19 protein-coding genes are annotated in these 19,902 nt (G+C 64.4%); 13 read left to right on the top strand and 6 right to left on the bottom strand.

Annotation, left to right across the window (positions count from 1 at the left end; all coding sequences use genetic code 11):
* Positions 1 to 18: 18 nt before the first annotated feature.
* On the bottom strand, positions 19 to 435 hold the full coding sequence (locus tag FHY19_RS04760; RefSeq protein WP_259162355.1) for a pilin: 417 nt from the start codon (positions 433 to 435) through the stop codon (positions 19 to 21).
* Positions 436 to 779: 344 nt separating this feature from the next.
* Here FHY19_RS04760 and FHY19_RS04755 point away from each other — a divergent pair, with 344 nt between their 5' ends.
* From FHY19_RS04755 to pilB, 5 genes are all read left to right on the top strand, one after another.
* Entirely contained in the window at positions 780 to 1,160 is a 381-nt protein-coding gene (locus FHY19_RS04755; RefSeq protein ID WP_228431841.1) for an SMR family transporter, read from the top strand.
* Positions 1,161 to 1,164: 4 nt separating this feature from the next.
* Positions 1,165 to 1,959 (top strand): glycosyltransferase, encoded by a 795-nt coding sequence (locus tag FHY19_RS04750; protein WP_259162353.1) that lies wholly within the window; start codon positions 1,165 to 1,167, stop codon positions 1,957 to 1,959.
* A gap of 2 nt (positions 1,960 to 1,961) precedes the next feature.
* Positions 1,962 to 3,002: a glycosyltransferase gene (locus FHY19_RS04745; RefSeq protein ID WP_259162351.1), complete on the top strand. Its 1,041-nt coding sequence runs from the start codon at positions 1,962 to 1,964 to the stop codon at positions 3,000 to 3,002.
* Complete coding sequence (locus tag FHY19_RS04740) at positions 2,995 to 3,594, top strand: methionine biosynthesis protein MetW (protein WP_259162349.1); 600 nt, start codon at positions 2,995 to 2,997, stop codon at positions 3,592 to 3,594. Before FHY19_RS04745 ends, FHY19_RS04740 begins: the two co-directional genes overlap by 8 nt.
* Before the next feature lie 140 nt (positions 3,595 to 3,734).
* Positions 3,735 to 5,471 carry a type IV-A pilus assembly ATPase PilB gene (pilB, locus tag FHY19_RS04735; RefSeq protein ID WP_259162348.1) on the top strand — a complete coding sequence of 579 codons (1,737 nt, stop codon included), beginning with the start codon at positions 3,735 to 3,737 and terminating at the stop codon, positions 5,469 to 5,471.
* A 581-nt stretch (positions 5,472 to 6,052) separates the two neighbouring features.
* Here the strand turns inward: pilB and FHY19_RS04730 are convergent.
* Both FHY19_RS04730 and FHY19_RS04725 read right to left on the bottom strand, forming a co-directional pair.
* Positions 6,053 to 7,447 carry a sigma-54 dependent transcriptional regulator gene (locus FHY19_RS04730; RefSeq protein WP_259152362.1) on the bottom strand — a complete coding sequence of 465 codons (1,395 nt, stop codon included), beginning with the start codon at positions 7,445 to 7,447 and terminating at the stop codon, positions 6,053 to 6,055.
* Positions 7,448 to 7,802: 355 nt separating this feature from the next.
* Positions 7,803 to 9,416 carry a HAMP domain-containing sensor histidine kinase gene (locus FHY19_RS04725; protein WP_259152361.1) on the bottom strand — a complete coding sequence of 538 codons (1,614 nt, stop codon included), beginning with the start codon at positions 9,414 to 9,416 and terminating at the stop codon, positions 7,803 to 7,805.
* 232 nt (positions 9,417 to 9,648) lie between these two features.
* Here FHY19_RS04725 and sucC point away from each other — a divergent pair, with 232 nt between their 5' ends.
* Complete coding sequence (gene sucC, locus FHY19_RS04720) at positions 9,649 to 10,818, top strand: ADP-forming succinate--CoA ligase subunit beta (RefSeq protein WP_016901264.1); 1,170 nt, start codon at positions 9,649 to 9,651, stop codon at positions 10,816 to 10,818.
* 24 nt (positions 10,819 to 10,842) lie between these two features.
* Positions 10,843 to 11,718 carry a succinate--CoA ligase subunit alpha gene (sucD, locus tag FHY19_RS04715; RefSeq protein WP_259162330.1) on the top strand — a complete coding sequence of 292 codons (876 nt, stop codon included), beginning with the start codon at positions 10,843 to 10,845 and terminating at the stop codon, positions 11,716 to 11,718.
* 81 nt (positions 11,719 to 11,799) lie between these two features.
* Here sucD and FHY19_RS04710 read toward each other — a convergent pair whose 3' ends face one another.
* Positions 11,800 to 12,099, bottom strand: coding sequence for a hypothetical protein (locus FHY19_RS04710; RefSeq protein ID WP_259162329.1), 300 nt, complete (start codon positions 12,097 to 12,099; stop codon positions 11,800 to 11,802).
* 260 nt (positions 12,100 to 12,359) lie between these two features.
* On the opposite strand from FHY19_RS04710, the gene FHY19_RS04705 reads away from it, so the two are divergent.
* A complete protein-coding gene (locus FHY19_RS04705; protein WP_259162328.1) occupies positions 12,360 to 12,731 on the top strand; it encodes a DUF559 domain-containing protein in 372 nt (123 codons plus the stop codon).
* Between the two features lie 22 nt (positions 12,732 to 12,753).
* Positions 12,754 to 14,394 carry an NAD+ synthase gene (locus tag FHY19_RS04700; protein WP_259162326.1) on the top strand — a complete coding sequence of 547 codons (1,641 nt, stop codon included), beginning with the start codon at positions 12,754 to 12,756 and terminating at the stop codon, positions 14,392 to 14,394.
* A gap of 9 nt (positions 14,395 to 14,403) precedes the next feature.
* On the opposite strand, the gene FHY19_RS04695 is transcribed toward FHY19_RS04700, so the two are convergent.
* Positions 14,404 to 15,390, bottom strand: coding sequence for a hypothetical protein (locus FHY19_RS04695; RefSeq protein ID WP_259162317.1), 987 nt, complete (start codon positions 15,388 to 15,390; stop codon positions 14,404 to 14,406).
* Positions 15,391 to 15,722: 332 nt separating this feature from the next.
* Positions 15,723 to 16,604, bottom strand: coding sequence for an outer membrane protein assembly factor BamD (locus tag FHY19_RS04690; RefSeq protein ID WP_259152348.1), 882 nt, complete (start codon positions 16,602 to 16,604; stop codon positions 15,723 to 15,725).
* Between the two features lie 120 nt (positions 16,605 to 16,724).
* Between FHY19_RS04690 and rluD the strand changes: the two genes are divergently transcribed.
* The 4 genes from rluD to FHY19_RS04670 are packed head-to-tail and all read left to right on the top strand — an operon-like array spanning position 16,725 to position 19,485.
* Positions 16,725 to 17,720 (top strand): 23S rRNA pseudouridine(1911/1915/1917) synthase RluD, encoded by a 996-nt coding sequence (gene rluD / locus FHY19_RS04685; RefSeq protein WP_259152347.1) that lies wholly within the window; start codon positions 16,725 to 16,727, stop codon positions 17,718 to 17,720.
* 1 nt (position 17,721) lies between these two features.
* The gene (gene pgeF, locus FHY19_RS04680; protein WP_259162313.1) at positions 17,722 to 18,537 is read left to right on the top strand and encodes a peptidoglycan editing factor PgeF; all 816 of its coding nucleotides are present in this window, start codon (positions 17,722 to 17,724) and stop codon (positions 18,535 to 18,537) included.
* 20 nt (positions 18,538 to 18,557) lie between these two features.
* The gene (locus FHY19_RS04675; protein ID WP_259163962.1) at positions 18,558 to 19,064 is read left to right on the top strand and encodes a DUF4166 domain-containing protein; all 507 of its coding nucleotides are present in this window, start codon (positions 18,558 to 18,560) and stop codon (positions 19,062 to 19,064) included.
* Positions 19,051 to 19,485 (top strand): thiol-disulfide oxidoreductase DCC family protein, encoded by a 435-nt coding sequence (locus FHY19_RS04670; RefSeq protein ID WP_259162308.1) that lies wholly within the window; start codon positions 19,051 to 19,053, stop codon positions 19,483 to 19,485. The genes FHY19_RS04675 and FHY19_RS04670 overlap by 14 nt, the downstream gene beginning before the upstream one ends.
* Positions 19,486 to 19,902: the final 417 nt, after the last annotated feature.

The following is a 19,902-nucleotide window of genomic DNA, read 5'->3' as shown; positions in this document are numbered from 1 at the left end:
AATTCCAAACCTGCTAGCTTACTGCTTGGTGCCCTGGCAGGAGCCCGGACGGAACTTGGTATTGACTGTGCCGCCACAATTCCAGTCGATCTGGAAGTTGACTGAGTTCGGGGTGCCCACCAGCACAATGTTGCCCTCGGCGCCAGTCACTCGGCTCACGGCCGTGATGGTGCAGCCGCTGTTGCTAAGACCATTGACATATACGGTCGTCTGGCTTTCCAGAATGTTGGAGGTCGGGCAGGAGCCATTATTTGCTGCGGCATACTCTGCAATTGTGGTACGACCCGACGAAGCAGCCAGCACGACTTCCGAGACCTTGGCCTTCTTGGTGTAGTCGGAGTAGGCCGGCAGCGCGATGGCGGCCAGGATGGCGATGATGGCGATCACGATCATCAGTTCGATCAGGGTGAAGCCCTGCTGCATATTCTTTTTCATTGATTCGGCCTTGGCTTGGATTGGATTGGGACTGGATAGAGCACTTCGGTGACCGTTGCCCTGATTGGCAGGGATCGGGTCGTGGCTGTGCGTGACCACCACGTGTTGATCAAAGCAAAGGACGTGCCAACTCCAGCAACTTACCGTTTAATAAGCGCTCAGGCGGACTCTTCCGTAGATGCAGCTCTGCACGGCGACCAAATGGGTCAGAGGGTGACCAAATTTGTCACTCTTTCTGGCCCGTTTTCGCAAGTGGTGCGGTCGGTTCGCAGCACTTATGCTGTTCGCGACGACACGCAGGCATTCGATGCGCGGTCAGGCCCCATCCCGAACGCGGCAATGTGATGATACGTGAAATACCTCTAATTTTTTTCGTGACGTGTTCGACTATCGGGAGTCAGCTGCTGGTGAAGCATGGGTTGACCCAAATCGCTGCGCGGACGCCAGCGCCCACGGGACGCGACTGGTTATTGGCGGCGGTGCTGTCGCCCAGTGTGATCACTGCGGTGGCGGTGCAGGGCATCGGGTTTCTGGTCTGGATGCTGGTGGTTCGCCATGTCAAGCTGGGTGTTGCGTTTGCGATTTCCGGCGCCTTCTTCTATCTCCTGCTGGCCCTGCTCAGCTGGTTGCTCTACGGGGAGCGATTGACGCCGTGGCAATGGGTTGGGTTGGTGCTGATCTCCACCGGGGTTGCGCTGGTCTCGCTTACCGCGCAGGCAGGCTAAGGCGATGCCTGGCACGGTCGACCATGCGTTCGTAGTGCCCGCATACGGCGATTCGCCTTATCTGGACGCGTGTCTGCGCTCGTTGGCAGCGCAGTCGTCGCCATCTCCGATCTTGATCAGCACGTCCACCCCCAGCCCGCAAATCGCGGGACTGGCGGCGCGCTATGGCGCCAGGTTGGTGGTGCATGCCGATGCGCCGCGGGGCATCGGTCACGACTGGAATCTGGCGCTGGGCACCGCGTCTGCACGCTGGGTCACGTTGGCGCATCAGGACGATGTCTATCTGCCCGACTTCGCAGGCGAGACCAAGGCGGCCATCGCGCAGGAGCCTGGTGCCGTGTTGGTCATGACCGGTTACGGCGAACTGGCGGGCGAGCAGCGGCGCATAATGACGCCGATGTTGGCGGTCAAGTGGATCTTGCAGGAGATGGGTTTTCTAGGGACATCCGTGATTCGCTCAAGGGCTTCAAAGCGGCGTCTGTTGATGTTCGGATGCGCGGTGCCATGCCCGTCGGTGACCGTTCGCAAGGATGCCGGCTGGGGCGTTTTCAGGGAAGATCTTAGGTTGAACCTGGATTGGGACGCGTGGACGCGCGCAGCCGATCAGCAAGGGGCGTTCGTGCGTGTGCGCAAGGTATCCATGCTGCATCGTGTGCATGCCGCAAGTACTACCAGCGACGGGGTGCTGTCGGGTATGCGAGCCGCCGAGGATCTGATGATGTTTCAACGCTTCTGGCCGCGTACGGTTGCCGCGTTGTTGGCCCGCGTCTATCGTCTCTCCTACAGCGCCGGGGGGTGACCATGCAGACTGCAGTGCAGCACGCCACCAATCCGTGGCCCAGGACCGACGAGGCGAGGTTCGAGGTGCGCCTGGCGGTTGTCATTCCCTGCTACCGGGTCAGGAGCAAGGTGCTCGATGTGCTGGCTTCCATTCCCGCGCAGGTCGAACGCATCTACGTGGTCGACGATCATTGCCCCGACGCCAGCGGCACCTGGGTGGAGGAGCAGTGCGCGGATCCACGGGTGGTGGTGTGTCGCAATCCCTCCAACCTGGGCGTCGGGGGGGCCACGATCGCTGGCTATCGGGCCGCGGTTGCCGATGGCATGGAGATCATCGTGAAGATGGACGGCGACGGTCAGATGGATCCGGATGCGTTGTCGGAGCTGATCGGGCCGATCGTTCGAGGCGAGGCCGATTACACCAAGGGCAACCGTTTCTACGACCTGGCGCAGATCGGTCGGATGCCAAAGATGCGGATTATCGGCAATGCCGCATTGTCGTTTCTGACCAAGCTGTCTTCCGGGTACTGGGACATTTTCGATCCGACCAATGGCTATACGGCCGTGCATGCGAGCGTGGTGGCGCGCATGCCGCTGGACAAGATCAGCCGCCGGTATTTTTTCGAGAGCGACATGCTGTTTCGCTTGAATACCATCCGGGCAGTGGTGGTCGATGTGCCGATGGATGCACGGTATGGCGACGAAGTCAGTAACCTGAGTGTGCGCAAGATCGTCCTGGATTTCGCCATCCGACATCTACGCAACGTTGGAAAGCGGATCTTCTACAACTATTTCCTGCGCGACCTGTCCTTGGCATCGTTGGAGTTGGTTGCAGGCGTGCTGTTCCTGTTCTCCGGTGCGACGACCGGCGTGTTCTTCTGGCTGCAATCGGCGCAGACGGGGTATTTCAGTTCTGCAGGTAGCGTGATGCTCGCAGCGCTGCAGGTGATCGTGGGGATCCAGCTCATCCTGGGTTTCCTTGCCTACGATATCGCTGCCGTGCCTGCGCGGACTCTGCACCTGCTGGTCAATAGAAAACCGGGTGAGGGTCGGCGTGGCTGACTTCGATGAGCGCTACACCAGCTATCAGACCGATCGTGCGCCGCTCAGGAAACTGGTGCGCAAGCTCTATCTGCGCAGTGCGCAATCGTTGTTGCGCGGCCCGACGCTGGATTTCGGCTGCGGTGTGGGGGAGTTGCTTGGACGGTTGCCCGAGGGGTCCATGGGGCTGGAGTACAACGTTGCAACTGTTGCGTACTGCCGCAGCCGGGGGCTCGCGGTAGACCACTATGACGGATTGGCTGACGACTGGCAGTTGCGCGTCGTCCCTGATTCGGTTCGGTTCGAATCGATGGTGGTCAGTCATGTCCTGGAGCATCTTGAGGCGCCAGCGGAGATTTTTGGCAAGTTGGCCCGGGCTGCCCGTCGTTTGGGCGTGCAACGATTGCTGGTGATCGTGCCGGGCAAGGCGGGGTTTCGCAGCGATCCCACACATTTGACCTTCATCGATAACGGGTTTCTTTCGCGCCCAGAGCTTTTGACCGAGACAGGTTTCAGGTTGGAACTGTCACGCTATTTTCCGCTCGATCAACGCTGGCTGGGCGATTGGCTCACGCATCATGAAATGCAGACACTCTATGTACGTGACATTTAAGGTGCGGATCCTGCGCGGGTGGTTGAGCCAGGATGTCAGTCAGGGGCCATGGGCACGCAAGGCCAGGCTGGTCAGGCATAACATCCGCTGCAGCCAATGCCGGTCTACCATGAGCATGATGAAATGAGGGGCAGGAATCTATGAATAGCGTCGTCACCGCCAACTTGGTTGGCATCACGGGCATTGCCCGGCGGCTTGTGCAGGACGGTGCTCTGGATGAAGGCGCGGCGCGTGCTGCGATGGATCAGGCCGCTACTGCCAAGGTCCCGTTGCCGCAATGGTTCTCGGAGAAGAAGCTGGTGACCGCTTCGCAACTAGCAGCTGCCAACTCGGTGGAGTTCGGGATGCCGCTACTTGATGTGTCATCGTTCGATCCTAATCAGAATGCAATCAAGTTGGTTAGCGAAGAATTGCTGCAGAAGTTTCAAGTGCTGCCCCTGTTCAAGCGTGGTAACCGGTTATTTGTGGGGGTGAGCAATCCGACACAGACTAGGGCCCTGGATGACATCAAGTTCCATACGAACCTGGTGGTTGAGCCAATTCTGGTTGACGAGGATCAGATCCGTCGAACCTTGGAGCAGTGGCAAGCAGGTAATGCGTCTTTTGGCGCGTCACTTGGTGACGATGACGAAGAAATGGGAGACCTGGACGTCTCGTCCGGGGACGAGGACATGGGCGCCGGCGGGGATTCCGGGGTCGATGCGAAAGGCGACGACACGCCGGTGGTGAAGTTCGTCAATAAGGTGCTGGTGGATGCGATACGGCGGGGAGCCTCCGACATCCATTTCGAGCCATACGAAGACGATTACCGGGTGCGCTTGCGCATAGACGGGCTGTTGAAGAACGTGGCCAAGGCACCGGTGAAGCTGAGCCAGCGCATCGCCGCGCGTCTGAAGGTGATGTCGCAGCTGGATATCGCCGAGAAGCGAGTGCCGCAGGACGGGCGCATCAAGCTCAACCTGTCCAAGACCAAGCAGATCGACTTCCGTGTGAGCACCTTGCCGACCCTGTTCGGCGAGAAGGTGGTGTTGCGTATCCTGGACGGCAGTGCGGCCAAGCTGGGGATCGAGAAACTGGGCTACGAAGCGGATCAGCAGAAGCTGTTCCTGGATGCGATCCACAAACCTTACGGCATGGTGCTGGTTACGGGTCCCACCGGTTCGGGCAAGACGGTGTCGTTGTATACGGCGCTGGGCATCCTGAACGATGAGACGCGCAACATCTCAACTGCCGAGGATCCGGTGGAAATCCGCCTGCCCGGCGTCAACCAGGTCCAGCAGAACAACAAACGCGGCATGACCTTTGCGGCGGCCCTGCGCTCGTTCCTGCGCCAGGATCCGGACATCATCATGGTCGGCGAAATCCGCGACCTGGAGACGGCCGAGATTGCGATCAAGGCGGCGCAGACCGGTCACATGGTGCTGTCGACGCTGCATACCAACGATGCGCCACAGACCATTGCACGTTTGATGAACATGGGCATCGCGCCCTACAACATCACCTCGTCGGTGACCCTGGTGATCGCGCAGCGTCTGGCGCGCCGCCTATGCAACAACTGCAAGCGCAAGGCGGTGTTGCCCGAGCATGCGTTGTTGGCCGAAGGCTTCACGCCGGCGCAGATCGCTGCCGGTATCGAGCTGTATGAAGCGGTGGGCTGCGACGAATGCACCGAAGGCTACAAGGGCCGTACCGGTATCTATCAGGTGATGCCGATGACCGACGAGATCGGTGCGATCGTGCTGGAAGGTGGCAACGCGATGCAGATCGCTGAGGCCGCCCAGAAGATCGGCATCAGGGATTTGCGTCAGTCGGCGTTGGTCAAGGCCGCGCATGGAGTGACTAGTCTGGCCGAGATCAATCGCGTGACCAAGGACTGAGCGCCCTCATCCGCCCTTCGGGTACCTTCTCCCGCAGGCGGGAGAAGGGCAGATGTCGGCGTTGGTGATGCGGTGGGTGCTGCGCTGATCCGTCCTCGGACGTTTATGACGTGGATGCGAAAGGATTTGGAGCCACTGACAAGCGGCTCGCCGCCGCCGGGCGGACGCGGCCGGTGCTTGGACTCCTCATTGGCACGCGCGCATTCCGCGTGCGCGCCGTCCATGGCTACCTGACGGCTGCTCGCTACGTTCTGTCGAGAAACCCTGAACAACTCAGGATATAGCGGGCAACTTGGGATGCCGCCTGGTCGCGGCATTGGTCCATGGTGAAACTCAAGCGCTTACGCGTTATAAAAATTCTTCCGGTATTGACCGGAAGCTCATCAAAGAGTTGTTGAAAACTTCCTTGGTTGCGCTTGGGATGGGGAATCGGCATTGAGCTCAGGCAGGCGTGAAGGTAATCAGCGCGTGCGCTCTCACCTGCCCCTGCGTCGGTGCAGTTAAGGCAGTCGAAACTGCAGCGCTTTTACGATCCCACATTCTCAACCCCAACCCCAACCCCAATCCCAATCCCGGCTTCTCTACTCCATCCCCAGCTTCTTGAGCTTGTAACGCAACGCCCGAAACGTGATACCCAGCTGCGCGGCGGTCTTGGTCTTGTTCCAGCGATTTTCTTCCAGCGCCTTCTGGATCGCGGCGCGTTCCAGTTGCTCGATGTAGGAGGGCAGGGCGGCCGAGGCGGGGTCGATGTCGACCACGGCTTCGCGCGGTTCGATGGCGGCGCTGCCGGGGGTGGCCACGAGGCGGTGGCCGCCGTGGGCGGGCAGGCGCAGGTCGCTGGCGCTGATCTGGTCGTCTTCCGCCAGGGCCAGGGCGCGTTCGAGGATGTTTTCCAGCTCGCGGACGTTGCCCGGAAATCCGTAGGTATTCAGTGCGTCCAGTGCCGATTGGGTCAGCAACGGGATTGGCCGGCCGTGGCTGCGCGCCAGGCGCGCGATGATGGCGGCGGCCAGTTGCGGCAGGTCGCCGTTGCGCTCACGCAACGGCGGCACGCGCAGTTCGATCACGTTGATGCGGTAGTACAGGTCGTGCCGGAAGCGGCCGTCGGAGACCAGGTCGCCCAGGTCCTTGTGCGTGGCCGACAGGATGCGCACGTCCACCAGCGTTTCGCCGGAAGCGCCGACCGGACGCACCGATTTCTCCTGGATCGCGCGCAGCAGCTTGACCTGCATCTGCAGCGGCAGTTCGGCCACTTCGTCCAGGAACAGCGTGCCGCCATGCGCGGCCTGGAACAGGCCGGGCTTGTCGGCGTGGGCGCCGGTGAAGCTGCCTTTCTTGTGGCCGAAGAATTCGCTTTCCATCAATTCGGCCGGAATGGCGCCGCAGTTGACCGGCACGAACGGGCCGGCCGCACGGGCGCCTTGCTCATGGATGGTGCGGGCGACCAGTTCCTTGCCCACACCCGATTCGCCCACGATGTAGACCGGCGCCTGGCTGCGCGCGACCTTGCCGATGGTGGCGCGCAGGCCTTCCATTGCACCGGAGTCGCCCAACAGGCGACTGGCCTGCTCCGGTGGCGGCGCGGGCGGGGCGGGGCGGTCGCGGTTGTTCAATTCCAGCGCGTGCTTGACCAGGCCGCGCAGCACGCCGATGTCCACCGGCTTGCTGACGAAGTCGAAGGCGCCGGCCTTCAGCGCTTCCACCGCCAGGTCCATGCTGCCGAACGCGGTGATCATCGCCACCGGGGTCTGCGGGTAGTGCTTGGCGATTTCGGTGACCAATTCGATGCCGTTGCCGTCAGGCAAGCGCATGTCGGTCAGGCACAGGTCGTAGGGGTTGTTGGCCAGCAGTTCGCGCGCTTCGGCCAGGTTGGCGGCGGTGCTGATGCGCAGGCCCATGCGGCCCAGGGTGAGGACAAGCAGTTCGCGAATGTCACGCTCGTCATCGACAACCAGGGCACTTTTCGGTTCGTTCATGCCGCGCACGATAGCCCAGCGTGACGACACTCGACAATTGCCGGCAGTAAGGGCGCGGCGCGGCTGGTCGAAGGATCTGCTTGAACGCTGCCCAGAAATGGCGGACGGCCATCAAGGCCTCGGCGCGGTTGCCAGTCACAGGTGATCTGAGTTGCACGCGGCCCGCTCGTCGACGGATGCCTGCTTTTGCTGCCGTTTTTCAAGCGGTTGAGCATCGGCAAGCGGCTCTCGAAACCATCGGCGATGGCGCAAAGACAGCGCTGGACGCCGCTTATCGAGCGCATGCCCACGCGCGATGCAACATCGGTGCACGGCCGCCCGCACCTGCACTGGCAAAACGCCCGAATCGGCAAACTCACTTGCCCAGCAAGCTGTTGGGCCCCTGCAATGCAATCCGGAAACATGCCCCACCGCCCGGAACCGAGACATAGTCCAGTTGCGCCTGGTTGGCGCGGCACAACTCCTGGGCGATGTACAGGCCGAGCCCGGTGCCGTGTTCGGAGGTGGTGTAGAACGGGCGGAACAGTTGCGCGGCTACCGTCTCCGGGATGCCGGGGCCACGATCGATGACATCGATCACCGCCATGCGGTCCTGTCGTTCGACCCGCAACTTCACCCGGGCAGGTTCGTCCATGACGCGTCCGTACTTGAGCGCGTTGTGGACCAGGGCGGTGAGAATCTGGTGCAGGTGTTTGGGGTCGACCAGGGCATGCACCGAGCTGCCCTGGATGCTGGCCTCCAGGATGTCGGTTTCCATCGACAGGGTCTGCCGGTACTCGACCACGAAGCGGCGCACGAACGCGGCCAGGTCCAGGTTTTCCGGGCTGGCGCGTTCGCGGCGCGCCAGCCCGAGCACGCTTTCGACGATGCCGTTGGTGCGCTGGCATTGCTGGTGAATGATCTGCAGCAGGCGACGATCGGCATCGCCGATATCGGGCGATTCCTCCAGCAGCTGCGAGGCGTAGCTGATCGCTGCCAGCGGGTTGCGGATCTCATGCGCCAGGCTGGCCGAAAAGCGCCCCATGGCCGACAGGGTCAGCGACTCGGCGCGCCGCGAGACCACCGAAGCGTCGTCCAGGAAGACCAGCACCAGGTCGCTGTCGGCCAGCAGGCGCACGAAGCGCGGCTGCACTTCCGGGCGGTCGGCACCCAACTGCAGCGGGGCTTCCTCCTGGCGCCAGCCGCTGCGCCAGCGCTGCAGGCGGCGCGCCAGTTCAGGGGTCAGCGCGACCAGCGACAGGTCGGCCGGCGCATTGCGCTGGTCGCCATCGCCGAGCAGGGCCAGGGCCGCCTCGTTGGCCAGGGTGATGTGGTTGTGGGTGTCGACCACCAGCACGCCGGTACGCATGCGGCGGATGATCAGTTCGTTGATCTCGTAGAGGTTGGCGACCTGGGCGCCGCGTTCTTCGGCCAGGACCTGGTTGCTGCGCGCACGCGAGGCGATCTGCTCGCAGATGAAGGCCACTGCGACGTAGCTGGTGGCGAACATGGCCAGCTCGGCCACCGGGCGGGTGGCGCCGCCGCCTTCGAACAGGGTCCACAGGTATTCCAGCACGATGGCGGCGCTGGCAAGCACCGCAATGCTCATGCCGTAGCGCAGGCGCAGCAGGATCGAGGCGGCAGCGACATTGAACAGCAGCATCATCGCGATGCCGGCGCTGGCACCGGGCAGCGCGTGGGTGGCCAGGGTCGCGGCGAGGATGTCGGCCACCACCGCGCACAGCACGGTGGCGGTGAGGCGGCGTTCGCTGCGGCCCCAGAACAGCAACGGGATGGCCATGCACAGGTAGCCGATCGCCACCGCGGCAGCCAGCCTCGGGTAGCGCGGCTCGGGGATCGCGTCGGACAAGGGGCTGAACACCAGCGCGGCAATCAAGCCGGCCACCAGCACCCGGTAGAGCGAAAAAAAGTACAGCTCGCGCTGCGGCGCGGACTGGACCCGGGCGATGAGCGATGCGATGGGTGCCAAGCCGATTCCCCGTCCGAACAAGCCGCGAGTATAGGCAGCTGCGGTGCTGCGCACAGCGCGTGCGCACAGTGTGGGGCGGCGCGCAAGCGCGGCGACGGGGCGGCCAGTCCCGGCGAATTTTGCGCCGCACGGCGTGGTCGGCCACAATAGGCGGCCCGTTCGCGTCTCTTGACGTGCCGCTCAGGCGGTCTGCGTTGCACGCAGCGGTCGTTTCCTTTTCCCACGGTGACGCATGAATTTCCACGAATACCAGTCAAAACAGCTGCTTGCCGAGTACGGCATCCCCGTTCCGGCCGGCAAGGTCGCGGCGACCCCGGACGAAGCGGTTGAAGTCGCCAATTCCCTGGGCAAGGGCCCCTGGATGGTGAAGGCGCAGATCCACGCGGGCGGTCGCGGTAAGGCTGGCGGCGTCAAGTTCTGCAAGACCACCGACGACGTGAAGGCCGCAGCGGCCAAGATGCTCGGCACCAAGATGTCCACCTACCAGACCGCCGGCGTCGAGCTGCCGATCAACCTGGTGCTGGTGACCACCGCCGGCGAGATCGTCAAGGAGCTGTACCTGTCGATCCTGGTCGACCGCGGCACCAAGACCATCACCTATATCGCTTCCAGCGAGGGTGGCGTCGAGATCGAGCAGGTCGCCGCCGAGACGCCGGAGCTGATCCACTCGCTCAACGTCGATTTCGTCGAAGGCGTGCAGGGCTATCACGGCCGCGATTTCGGCTTCAAGCTCGGCCTGACCGCCAAGCAGGCCGGCCAGTTCGCCAGCATCATGGTGAACCTGTACCGCCTGTTCAACGAGAAGGACCTGGCGCTGGTTGAAATCAACCCGCTGGCGATCCTGGACGACGGCAACCTGTATGCGCTGGACGGCAAGTTCGACAGCGACGACAACGCCGCGTTCCGTCAGAAGCAGCTGGTCGCCATGCGCGACAAGACGCAGGAAGACGAGACCGAAGTGACCGCCTCGGAGCTGGACATCAACTACGTCACCATGGACGGCAACATCGGTTGCATGGTCAACGGCGCCGGTCTGGCCATGGCCACAATGGACGTCATCAAGCTCAACGGCGGCGAGCCGGCGAACTTCCTGGACGTGGGCGGCGGCGCCAACAAGCAGCGCGTCATCGAGGCGTTCAAGCTGATCCTGTCCTCGGACAAGGTCGAAGGCATCTTCGTCAACATCTTCGGCGGCATCGTCCGCTGCGACATGATTGCCGAGGGCATCATCGCGGCGGTGAAGGAAGTGGGCGTCAAGGTTCCGGTCGTGGTGCGCCTGGAAGGCACCAACGTGGAAGAAGGCAAGCAGCTGCTGCGCGACAGCGGCATGGCCATCATCCCGGCCGACAACATCAACGACGGTGCCAAGAAGGTCGTTGAAGCTGTCAAGAACGCCGCCTGATCCACGACACCGAAGGAACTATCCATGTCCGTTTTGATTAACAAGAACACCAAGGTGATCGTGCAGGGCTTCACCGGCCAGCAGGGCACCTTCCACGCCACTCAGATGATCGAGTACGGCACCCAGGTCGTCGGCGGCGTGACCCCCGGCAAGGGCGGCACCACGCATATCGACCTGCCGGTGTTCAACACCGTGGCCGATGCCGTGCAGGCCACCGGCGCCAATGCGTCGGTGATCTACGTGCCGCCGCCGTACGCGGCCGATGCGATCCTGGAAGCCGCTGCTGCCGGCATCAAGGTCATCGTGTGCATCACCGAAGGCATCCCGGTGCTGGACATGCTGCGCGTCAAGAACGTGCTGACCCGCTCGCATCCGGACACCGTGCTGATCGGGCCGAACTGCCCCGGCGTGATCACCCCGGGTGAGTGCAAGATCGGCATCATGCCGGGCCACATCCACAAGCCGGGCAAGATCGGCATCGTGTCCCGTTCGGGCACGCTGACCTATGAAGCGGTCAAGCAGACCACCGAAGTGGGCCTGGGCCAGTCGACCTGCATCGGCATCGGTGGTGACCCGATCAACGGCCTGAACTTCGTCGACTGCCTCAAGCTGTTCAACGAAGACCCGCAGACCGAAGGCATCATCATGGTCGGCGAAATCGGTGGCGACGCCGAGGAAGCTGGCGCCGAGTACATCAAGCAGTTCGTGAAGAAGCCGGTCGTCGGCTTCATCGCCGGTGCCTCGGCGCCGGCCGGCAAGCGCATGGGCCACGCCGGTGCGATCGCATCGGGCGGCAAGGGCACTGCCGAAGGCAAGTTCGCGGCGATGGAAGCCGCTGGCGTCAAGACCGTCCGTTCGCCGGGCGATCTGGGTGCGGCGATCGCTGCGCTGGTGAAGTAAGCACGCCGCGCGCGCAAGCGTGCGAGCGTCAGAGAGGCCGCCTTCGGGCGGCCTTTTTTGTTGGTGCTTGGAGGCGTGCCCTCATCCGCCCTTCGGGCACCTTCTCCCGCAGGCGGGAGAAGGGAGCAACAGCAAGAACAACAGCACCACCACCACCAGCACCAGCACCAGCACCACCAGCACCAGCAACAGCACCAGCAACAGCACCAGCAACAGCAACAGCAACAGCAACAGCAACAGCAACAGCAACAGCAACAGCAACAGCAACAGCACCAGCACCAGCAACAGCACCAGCAACAGCACCAGAACCAGCACCAGCACCAGCACCAGCACCAGCACCAGCACCAGCAACAGCAACAGCAACAGCAACAGCAACAGCAACAGCGGGGGGCTGAGATCATGTTCCCGAGGAATGCCAGGCTGGCTGTCGCCTGCTTGATCGACGAAGCACGCCACGGTCGTGCAACTCCCGCTGCCCAAGCGCCCACCGGCTGCGACATCCCCTCTCCCGCTTGCGGGAGAGGGGTAGGGGTGAGGGCGCTTCCCACGCGGCGATCTCCGACGCCAAGGCGCCATCAACACCGATGGCGCTACCCGGGCGGTACAAGCCACCTTGGCGATACCCCCTGCCGAGCATGCCGATGCGCCACGCCGGCAAGACCGGATTCGCCAAGCACCTGCGTCGTGAGATGACCGCAGCCGAGCACGCGCTTTGGTATCGGTTGCGAGATCGACGCCTGCTTGGCTTCAAATTCCGGCGTCAGTTCCCCATCGGGCCCTATATCGTCGATTTCGTCTGCCTTGCCCAGGCGTTAATCGTCGAAATCGACGGCAGCCAGCACCTGCTGCCCCGCGCGGACGCCGCGCGCGATGTCTTCCTGCACCGCGGGGGCTTCCAGCTGCTGCGCTTCTGGAATAATGAGGTGCTGGTGCGCACCGACGCTGTCTGCGACGCGATTGCGCAACGGCTGGGCGTTGCCCGCTTCTCTCTTCCTCCTTCCGGCGTTCGGTAGGAATCTGCAAAAGGCTGCCGATATGTCCCAGACCCTCCGCATCGCCATGGCCCAGTTCGACTTCCCGGTTGGGGCGGTGGCAAAAAATACCGATCGCATCATCGAGTTCATTGCCACGGCGCGCGATGAGTTCGAGGCCGACATCGTGCTGTTCCCCGAACTGGCGATCAGCGGCTACCCGCCGGAAGATCTGCTGCTGCGTCCGGGATTTCTGGCGCACTGCGAGCAGGCGCTGGCGCGCATCGCGGCGAGTACCCGCGGCATCGTCGCGGTGGTCGGCTGGCCACAGAGTGCCGGCAGCGTGGTCTACAACGCCGCCAGCGTGCTGCGCGACGGGCGCATCGAGGCGACCTACCGCAAGCGCGAACTGCCCAACTACGCGGTATTCGACGAACGGCGTTATTTCGACGTGGACCCGGATGGCGACAACTGCCTCGTCACGATCAAGGGCGTGCAGGTGGGTGTCGTCATTTGCGAAGACCTGTGGTTTGCCGAGCCGCTGGCCAAGACCGTGCAGGCCGGCGCCGAACTGGTGCTGGTGCCCAATGCCTCGCCCTACGAGCGCGGCAAGCACGCGCAGCGCGACGCGCTGTTGGCCGAGCGCACGCGCGAGAGCGGGGCGGCAATCGCCTACCTCAACGTGGTCGGCGGCCAGGACGCGCTGGTGTTCGATGGCGCCTCGGTGGTGGCCGACGGCGATGGCACGGTGCATCCGGCCGCCGCCGCGTTTGTCGATCAATGGCTGGTGGTGGACTACGCCGCCGGCGAACGCCGCTTCACCCCGGTGGTGTGGGTGGACGATGGCGACGAGAGCATGGACGCGCTGGCCTGGCGCGCGGTGGTGCGTGGCCTGCAGGATTACTGCCGCAAGAACGGCTTCAGCAAGGTGTGGCTGGGGCTGTCCGGCGGTATCGATTCGGCGCTGGTACTGGCGATGGCGGTCGATGCGCTGGGTGGCGATAACGTCACCGCCGTGCGGCTGCCGTCGCGCTACACCGCCGGTCTGTCCAACGATCTGGCCGAGGAACAATGCCGCGCGATGGGCGTGAAGCTGGAAACCATCGCGATCGAGCCGGCCTTCGAAGGCTTGCTCGCCGCGCTGGGGCCTATGTTCGAGGGCACCCAGCCGGATATCACCGAAGAGAACCTGCAGTCGCGCAGCCGTGGCGTGATCCTGATGGCGCTGTCCAACAAGTTTGGCGGGCTGCTGCTGACCACCGGCAACAAGAGCGAATACGCAGTGGGTTACGCCACCATTTACGGCGATATGTGCGGTGGCTACGCGCCGCTGAAGGATCTGTACAAGACTGAAGTGTTCGGCTTGGCGAAATGGCGCAACACCGTCGGCGGTGCGCCGGTCATTCCGCCAGCGGTGATCTCGCGTCCGCCATCGGCCGAGTTGCGCGACAACCAGACCGACCAGGATTCGCTGCCGCCCTACGATGTACTCGACGGCATCCTGTACCGCTATGTCGACCAGGAGCAGTCGCGCGATGAGATCGTCGCCGCCGGCTACGCGGCCGACACCGTCGAACATGTGCTGCGCCTGGTGCGCATCAACGAATGGAAGCGCCATCAGGCTGCGCCCGGGCCGAAGGTGTCGCGGCGTGCGTTCGGTCGCGAGCGGCGTTACCCGATCACCAATGGCTATACCGGTCAGTAGCCCGAACGGCTATTCGGGCCGGTAACCCGGCGCATCGGCCACCGCTGCGGCGGCCGGCGCCTGGGCGAAGCGGGTGAGCAGCTCCAGGGTCGGCTTGGGCCGCGTCAGGTCGTACATCAGGCCGAAGTGGCCTTCCGCGCCCTGGATGGTGGTCTGGTCCAGCAACTCGTAGACATTGATCTCCGACACAACGTCGGCATAGTTGGTGCGCACATTGCGCAGCAGCTGCGCCAGGCTGTCGTAGCAGCCGCCATCGCCTTGCGCGCCGCCGGTGGTATTGCCCGTGTAGATCTCCGCACAGTTCAGTTCGTTGAAGAACACCGGCGTCTTGTAGGTCTGCGCCGCCGTGCGCAGCTGGCCCAGATACAACTCGGTCCAGTAGCCGGCGTCGTGGTGGAAGGCGTAGTAGTGGAAACTGATGTGGTCGAAGTCGAAGCCGGCCGCCTTGGCCTTGGCCAGGAACCACAGCGAGCCATTGCGGTCGCCCGGGCAGCGCGCGTTGACGCTGCGGTCGTCGCTGTTGCAGGCGGTGATGTTGATGGTGAAACGCAGCCCGGCGCCCAGTTCGTTGGAAGCCTGGCGCATGCCCAGATACATGGTGGTCATTGCGGCGATGCGGGCATCGGCCTCGGCGCGTACCAGGTCCTGTTCGTTGCCGATCTCCCAGACCTTGATGTCGGCCGCATAGCGGCGCGCCAGTTGATACCCGATCTCGCGCGACATCGGATAGACCATCGGGCGCAGCGTGATGCCGTACTTGCGCGCCAGTGGGACCAGCGTATCGAGCGTTGCGTAGTCGCGCGGATCCACATCGAATCGGTAGCTGCGCAGATTGCGTGCCGCCAGCAGCTTGAAGCGTGCCTCGGCCTGGCTCATGGGATAGCCAGGGCGGTTGTCGTGGGCGTTGACGCCGTAGACGATGGGCGCGGCGGTAGTAGACGTGGCTATTGCTGCCAGCAACAGGGCGAGCACGAACGGGGCGGTGCGGCGAGACATGCGGCCTCCTGAGCTGACGCCAGCGGGGAGTCGGATCTTGTTCAGACCGAGTATAGGCAGCGCGCAGGAGCGGTTCGGTGATCTGGTGCCGGGTCTTGCGACGTGCCCGCAGCTGTCGCAGGTCGCTGCGACCCGCGCTACGGGGCAGGGGGGGCGCAGACGCGCGATGCTGGACAGGCAATCTCCCGGTCGATCAGGCGTCGCCGTCGTCAGACCCCACAAGCGCCTGCGGCAATCAGCGCGCCGTCCGCAGGCGTGTGGCTGCATCCGCGTCGCCGCAATAGAAAAGGGGCCTTGCGGCCCCTTTCTCATGACACCGGCGACTGATGATCTCAGTCGCGATTCATCTGTGCATTGCGCTGACCGGTAGCGGCGGACTTCTCGCCGGCGAACGGGTTGAGCTTGCGGATCGCCCAGGGGTACTTCGGCCAGTCGCCGGTCAGCCACGGGTGCTGCGGGCTGTTGAGCTCCAGCACGCGGCGCGCGTCTGCGGCCAGGGTCTTGTTGCCCAGGTGCGTATAGGCCTCGGCCAGGACCGCAACGGCATCGTATTGATAGGCGCTCTGCGGGTAGGTTTCCAGCAGATAGTTGGCACGACCGGCTGCGGACACCCAGGCGTTGCGGCGCAGGTAGTACAGCGCGTTGTCCAGTTCGTGCTGGGCGAACACGTCGCGCAGCTCGATCATCCGCTTGCGCGCGTCCGGTGCGTAGCGGCTGTTGGGATAACGGTCGGTGACCGTGTTGAAGTCGTTGTAGGCCTGCTGCGGCGAGGACAGGTCGCGACGGCTCGGATCCAGCGACCACACCCGGCGCAGGAACACCGTGTCGCGGTTGCTGTTGGCCAGCCCGCGCAGGTAGTACAGGTACGCGATATTACGGTGCGTGGGATAGGTGCGGATGAAGCGGTCGACGCTGGACACCGTATCGTCGTGCTTGCCGGCCTTGTACTGCGCGTAGGCGGTTTCGATCATCGCCTGCTCGGTGTACGGACCATACGGGTACTGGGCGATCAGGCGCTTGTAGCTGGCTTCGGCGCCGGCCCAGTTGCCTTTCTCCATCAGGCCGTGGCCTTTGCCGTAGAGCTGCTCGACCGGCATGCCCTCGTCGGGATTCTTGTCCTTGGCGCCGCGGTGGCAGCCGGTGACGACGAACGCCATGACCAGCATGAGGGCAATCAGGCGCGCAGGCGCGGAAAACGTGGACCGTCGGATCATGGGTCTGGGCAGGACGCGTCAGGAAAACGAAAGCGCGATGATAGCCTAGTGGCCTGTCCGGCGACTGACTCCTGCCGCGCGGACCCCCAAATTCCCGTTTTTGCCCGAGTGCCAGTGTCCATGTCTGACCCATCTGCCGACCCCATCGACCCGTCCATCCGTCAGGCCATCGTGCCCGATAACGCCGCAGGGCGCCGTTTCGACGCGGTGTTGGCCGAGCTGTTCCCCGAATTCTCGCGCTCGCGGCTGTCGGAGTGGATCAAGTCCGGCGATGCGCTGCTGGATGGCGAAATGGCGCGTCCGCGCGACACCTTGCGCGGCGGCGAGAGCGTGCAGCTGCAGGTGGTGCTGGAAACCCAGACCCATGCGGCGCCGCAGGACATCCCGCTGAACGTGTTGTACGAAGACGATCAGGTGCTGGTGATCGACAAGCCGGCCGGCCTGGTGGTGCACCCGGGCGCCGGCAACCCGGACGGCACCCTGGTCAATGCGCTGCTGTTCCGCGACCCGGCGCTGTCGGCGGTGCCGCGCGCCGGCGTGGTGCATCGGCTGGACAAGGACACCAGCGGCGTGATGGTGGTCGCCCGCACCGTGCAGGCGCAGACCGCCCTGGTGGAGCAGCTGTCCGCGCGCGATGTGCATCGCCAGTATCTGGCGGTGGTGGTCGGTGCGCTGGTCTCCGGCGGCACCGCCAATGCGCCGATCGACCGCCATCCGCGCGATCGCCTGAAGATGGCTGTGCGCGACGACGGCCGCGATGCGGTCACCCATTACCGCCTGCGCGAGCGCTTCCGCGCGCACACCGCGCTGGAGTGCCGGCTGGAAACCGGGCGTACGCACCAGATCCGCGTGCACATGGCGCACCTGAAATCGCCGATCGTCGGCGACCCGCTGTACGGCGGCGCACTCAAGCTGCCCAAGGGCGCCACCGACGAGCTGGTGCACGAACTGCGCACCTTCAAGCGCCAGGCGCTGCATGCCGAAACCCTGGAATTCCTGCACCCGGTCAGCGGTGAGCCGGTGCGCGCCAGCGCGCCGGTGCCGGCCGACCTGCAGCGGCTGATGACCGCGCTGCGCGACGACAGTGCACGCGCGGCCGAGCTGGCGCGCCGTTGACATGGCAGTGGCTGCACCGTTCGTGCTGCCGGCCGACTGGCCGGCGCCACCGCGTATCCAGGCGCTGACCACCTTGCGTTACGGCCTGGGCGGCTCGCTGGCGCCGTTCGACACGCTCAACCTCGGCAATCGCAACAGTGCCGATGGCGATACGCCCGAGCAGGTGGAGCGCAACCGGGCACAGCTGGCCCAGGCGCTGGCGTTGCCGAGCGCGCCGCACTGGTTGCGGCAGGTGCACGGCGTCGAGGTCGTGCGCGTCGAAGCGCCGCCGCTTGCACCGGGTGCGCAGTCGGCTCCAGCAGACGATCACGCGCCCGCTGCGTTCGAGCCCGCGGCCGATGCGGCGGTCACTGCCGTGCCTGGCGTGGTGCTGGCGATCCTGACTGCCGATTGCCTGCCGGCGGTGCTGGCGGCTGTAGACGGCAGCGAAGTGGCCGCAGCGCACGCCGGCTGGCGTGGGCTGGCCGACGGCATGCTGGAGCGCAGCGTGGCCGCCATGCGCACGCCGGCGTCGCGGCTGGTCGCATGGCTGGGGCCGGCAGCCGGACCGCAGGCGTATGAAATCGGTCAGGACGTGTTCGACGCCTTCCTCGCCGATGACGCACAGGCGCAGGCCGCCTTCAGCGCCACGCGGCCGGGGCATTGGCGGGTGGATCTGTATGCGCTGGCGCGCCAGCGCCTGCAGCGTGCCGGCGTGCCGGCCCGCGCGATCCATGGCGGCGGGCTGTGCACCATTTCCGATCCGCAACGCTTTTTTTCGCATCGCCGCGATCGTCGCAGCGGACGCATGGCCACGCTGGCCTGGATCGCGCCCTGAGCGCGCCGCTGTTTGCGCAAATAGTGGGCCAGGCTGCGTTTGCGCAGCTGCCCGCGCAGGTGCGCGCGCTGCATTCGGTGCAGCAGCGGCAGACCTTCGTCGGAAGGGCGCAGATCCAGCGCGGCCGCCACGCATTGGTGCCGTTGCTGGCGCTGTTGAGCCGGTTGCCGCGCAGTGGCGAGGTGGATGTCGAGGTGGAATTTCTGGTCGATGCGCACGGCGAACGTTGGCATCGGCGGTTTGCTGGGTTGCCGATGTATTCGCGGTTGTGGCGGCAGGGGGGCGCACTGCGCGAGCACCTGGGGGCGGTGCGTTTCGAATTCGCGCTACGTGCCGATGCCGACGCGTTGTACTGGCAGGCCACGCGCGTATGGGCGTTCGGCGTGATTCCGCTACCCGCGCGCTGGTTCGAGCAGGTGCGTTGCCGGGAACATGCCGACACCGGCCGCTATGGATTTTTCGTCGACGTGCACCTGCCGCTGGTGGGGCCGTTCATTCGCTACGAGGGTTGGCTTGAGCCAGGTTGAATCGCCGCAGGTTGATACGCGCAGTGCGTCGGCAACCATCGTGTTCGATGGCGTGTGCCTGCTGTGCAATGGCTGGGTCACGTTCCTGCTGCGCCACGATCGGCGCGGGCGTTATCGCTTTGCCGCGATGCAGGGGCAAGCCGGGCACACGCTGCTGCAGCAGCATGGGCTGGATCCGGATGATCCGTTGTCGTTTCTGCTGGTGGACGACACCGGAGCCTGGACCGACAGCGATGCCATCGTGCGTGTGCTGGCGGGATTGGGTGGCTTGTGGCACCTGGTCACCGTGTTGCGCGTGGTGCCACGCGGCCTGCGCGATATCGGTTACCGCCTGATCGCACGCAATCGCTATCGCTGGTTCGGCCGGACCGAGCACTGCATGCTGCCCACACCCGAGCAGCGCACGCGGTTTCTGGATTAACCCCCACTCCCGGCAAGCCATCTCCGCGTAGGAGCGCACCCGGGCGCGAGGTGGCGTTACCGGCAATGCTCGGTCGCGCCCGGGTGCGCTCCTACGGTGATCCGGGGATTTGCGCGATGGCCTGCGGTGCGGCTTGTCGTTCTGCGGCGTGTTTCGGATCAAGCATGGCGGGCAGGCACGCTTGCTCCGCGTAGGAGCGCACCTGGGCGCGGTGGCGTTACCGGCAATGCTTGGTCGCGCCCGGGTGCGCTCCTACGGTGGTCCGGGGATTTGCGCGATGGCCTGCGGTACGGCTTGTCGTTCTGCGGCGTGTTTCGGATCAAGCATGGCGGGCAGGCACGCTTGCTCCGCGTAGGAGCGCACCTGGGCGCGAGGTGGCGTTACCGGCAATGCTTGGTTGCGCCCGGGTGCGCTCCT

This window comes from Xanthomonas sp. 4461, assembly GCF_024806475.1.
In the GTDB taxonomy this organism is placed as follows: Bacteria; Pseudomonadota; Gammaproteobacteria; order Xanthomonadales; family Xanthomonadaceae; genus Xanthomonas; species Xanthomonas arboricola_F.
This window is presented reverse-complemented; position numbering and strand designations above follow the sequence as displayed.

Coding starts and splice junctions, on each gene's coding strand:
- FHY19_RS04695 (WP_259162317.1), bottom strand. CDS start 15,390: ATGTCTCGCCGCACCGCCCCGTTCGTGCTCGCCCTGTTGCTGGCAGCA.
- FHY19_RS04730 (WP_259152362.1), bottom strand. CDS start 7,447: ATGAACGAACCGAAAAGTGCCCTGGTTGTCGATGACGAGCGTGACATT.
- sucD (WP_259162330.1), top strand. CDS start 10,843: ATGTCCGTTTTGATTAACAAGAACACCAAGGTGATCGTGCAGGGCTTC.
- pgeF (WP_259162313.1), top strand. CDS start 17,722: ATGGCAGTGGCTGCACCGTTCGTGCTGCCGGCCGACTGGCCGGCGCCA.
- FHY19_RS04750 (WP_259162353.1), top strand. CDS start 1,165: ATGCCTGGCACGGTCGACCATGCGTTCGTAGTGCCCGCATACGGCGAT.
- pilB (WP_259162348.1), top strand. CDS start 3,735: ATGAATAGCGTCGTCACCGCCAACTTGGTTGGCATCACGGGCATTGCC.
- FHY19_RS04690 (WP_259152348.1), bottom strand. CDS start 16,604: ATGATCCGACGGTCCACGTTTTCCGCGCCTGCGCGCCTGATTGCCCTC.
- sucC (WP_016901264.1), top strand. CDS start 9,649: ATGAATTTCCACGAATACCAGTCAAAACAGCTGCTTGCCGAGTACGGC.
- FHY19_RS04760 (WP_259162355.1), bottom strand. CDS start 435: ATGAAAAAGAATATGCAGCAGGGCTTCACCCTGATCGAACTGATGATC.
- FHY19_RS04745 (WP_259162351.1), top strand. CDS start 1,962: ATGCAGACTGCAGTGCAGCACGCCACCAATCCGTGGCCCAGGACCGAC.
- FHY19_RS04700 (WP_259162326.1), top strand. CDS start 12,754: ATGTCCCAGACCCTCCGCATCGCCATGGCCCAGTTCGACTTCCCGGTT.
- FHY19_RS04705 (WP_259162328.1), top strand. CDS start 12,360: ATGCGCCACGCCGGCAAGACCGGATTCGCCAAGCACCTGCGTCGTGAG.
- FHY19_RS04755 (WP_228431841.1), top strand. CDS start 780: ATGATACGTGAAATACCTCTAATTTTTTTCGTGACGTGTTCGACTATC.
- rluD (WP_259152347.1), top strand. CDS start 16,725: ATGTCTGACCCATCTGCCGACCCCATCGACCCGTCCATCCGTCAGGCC.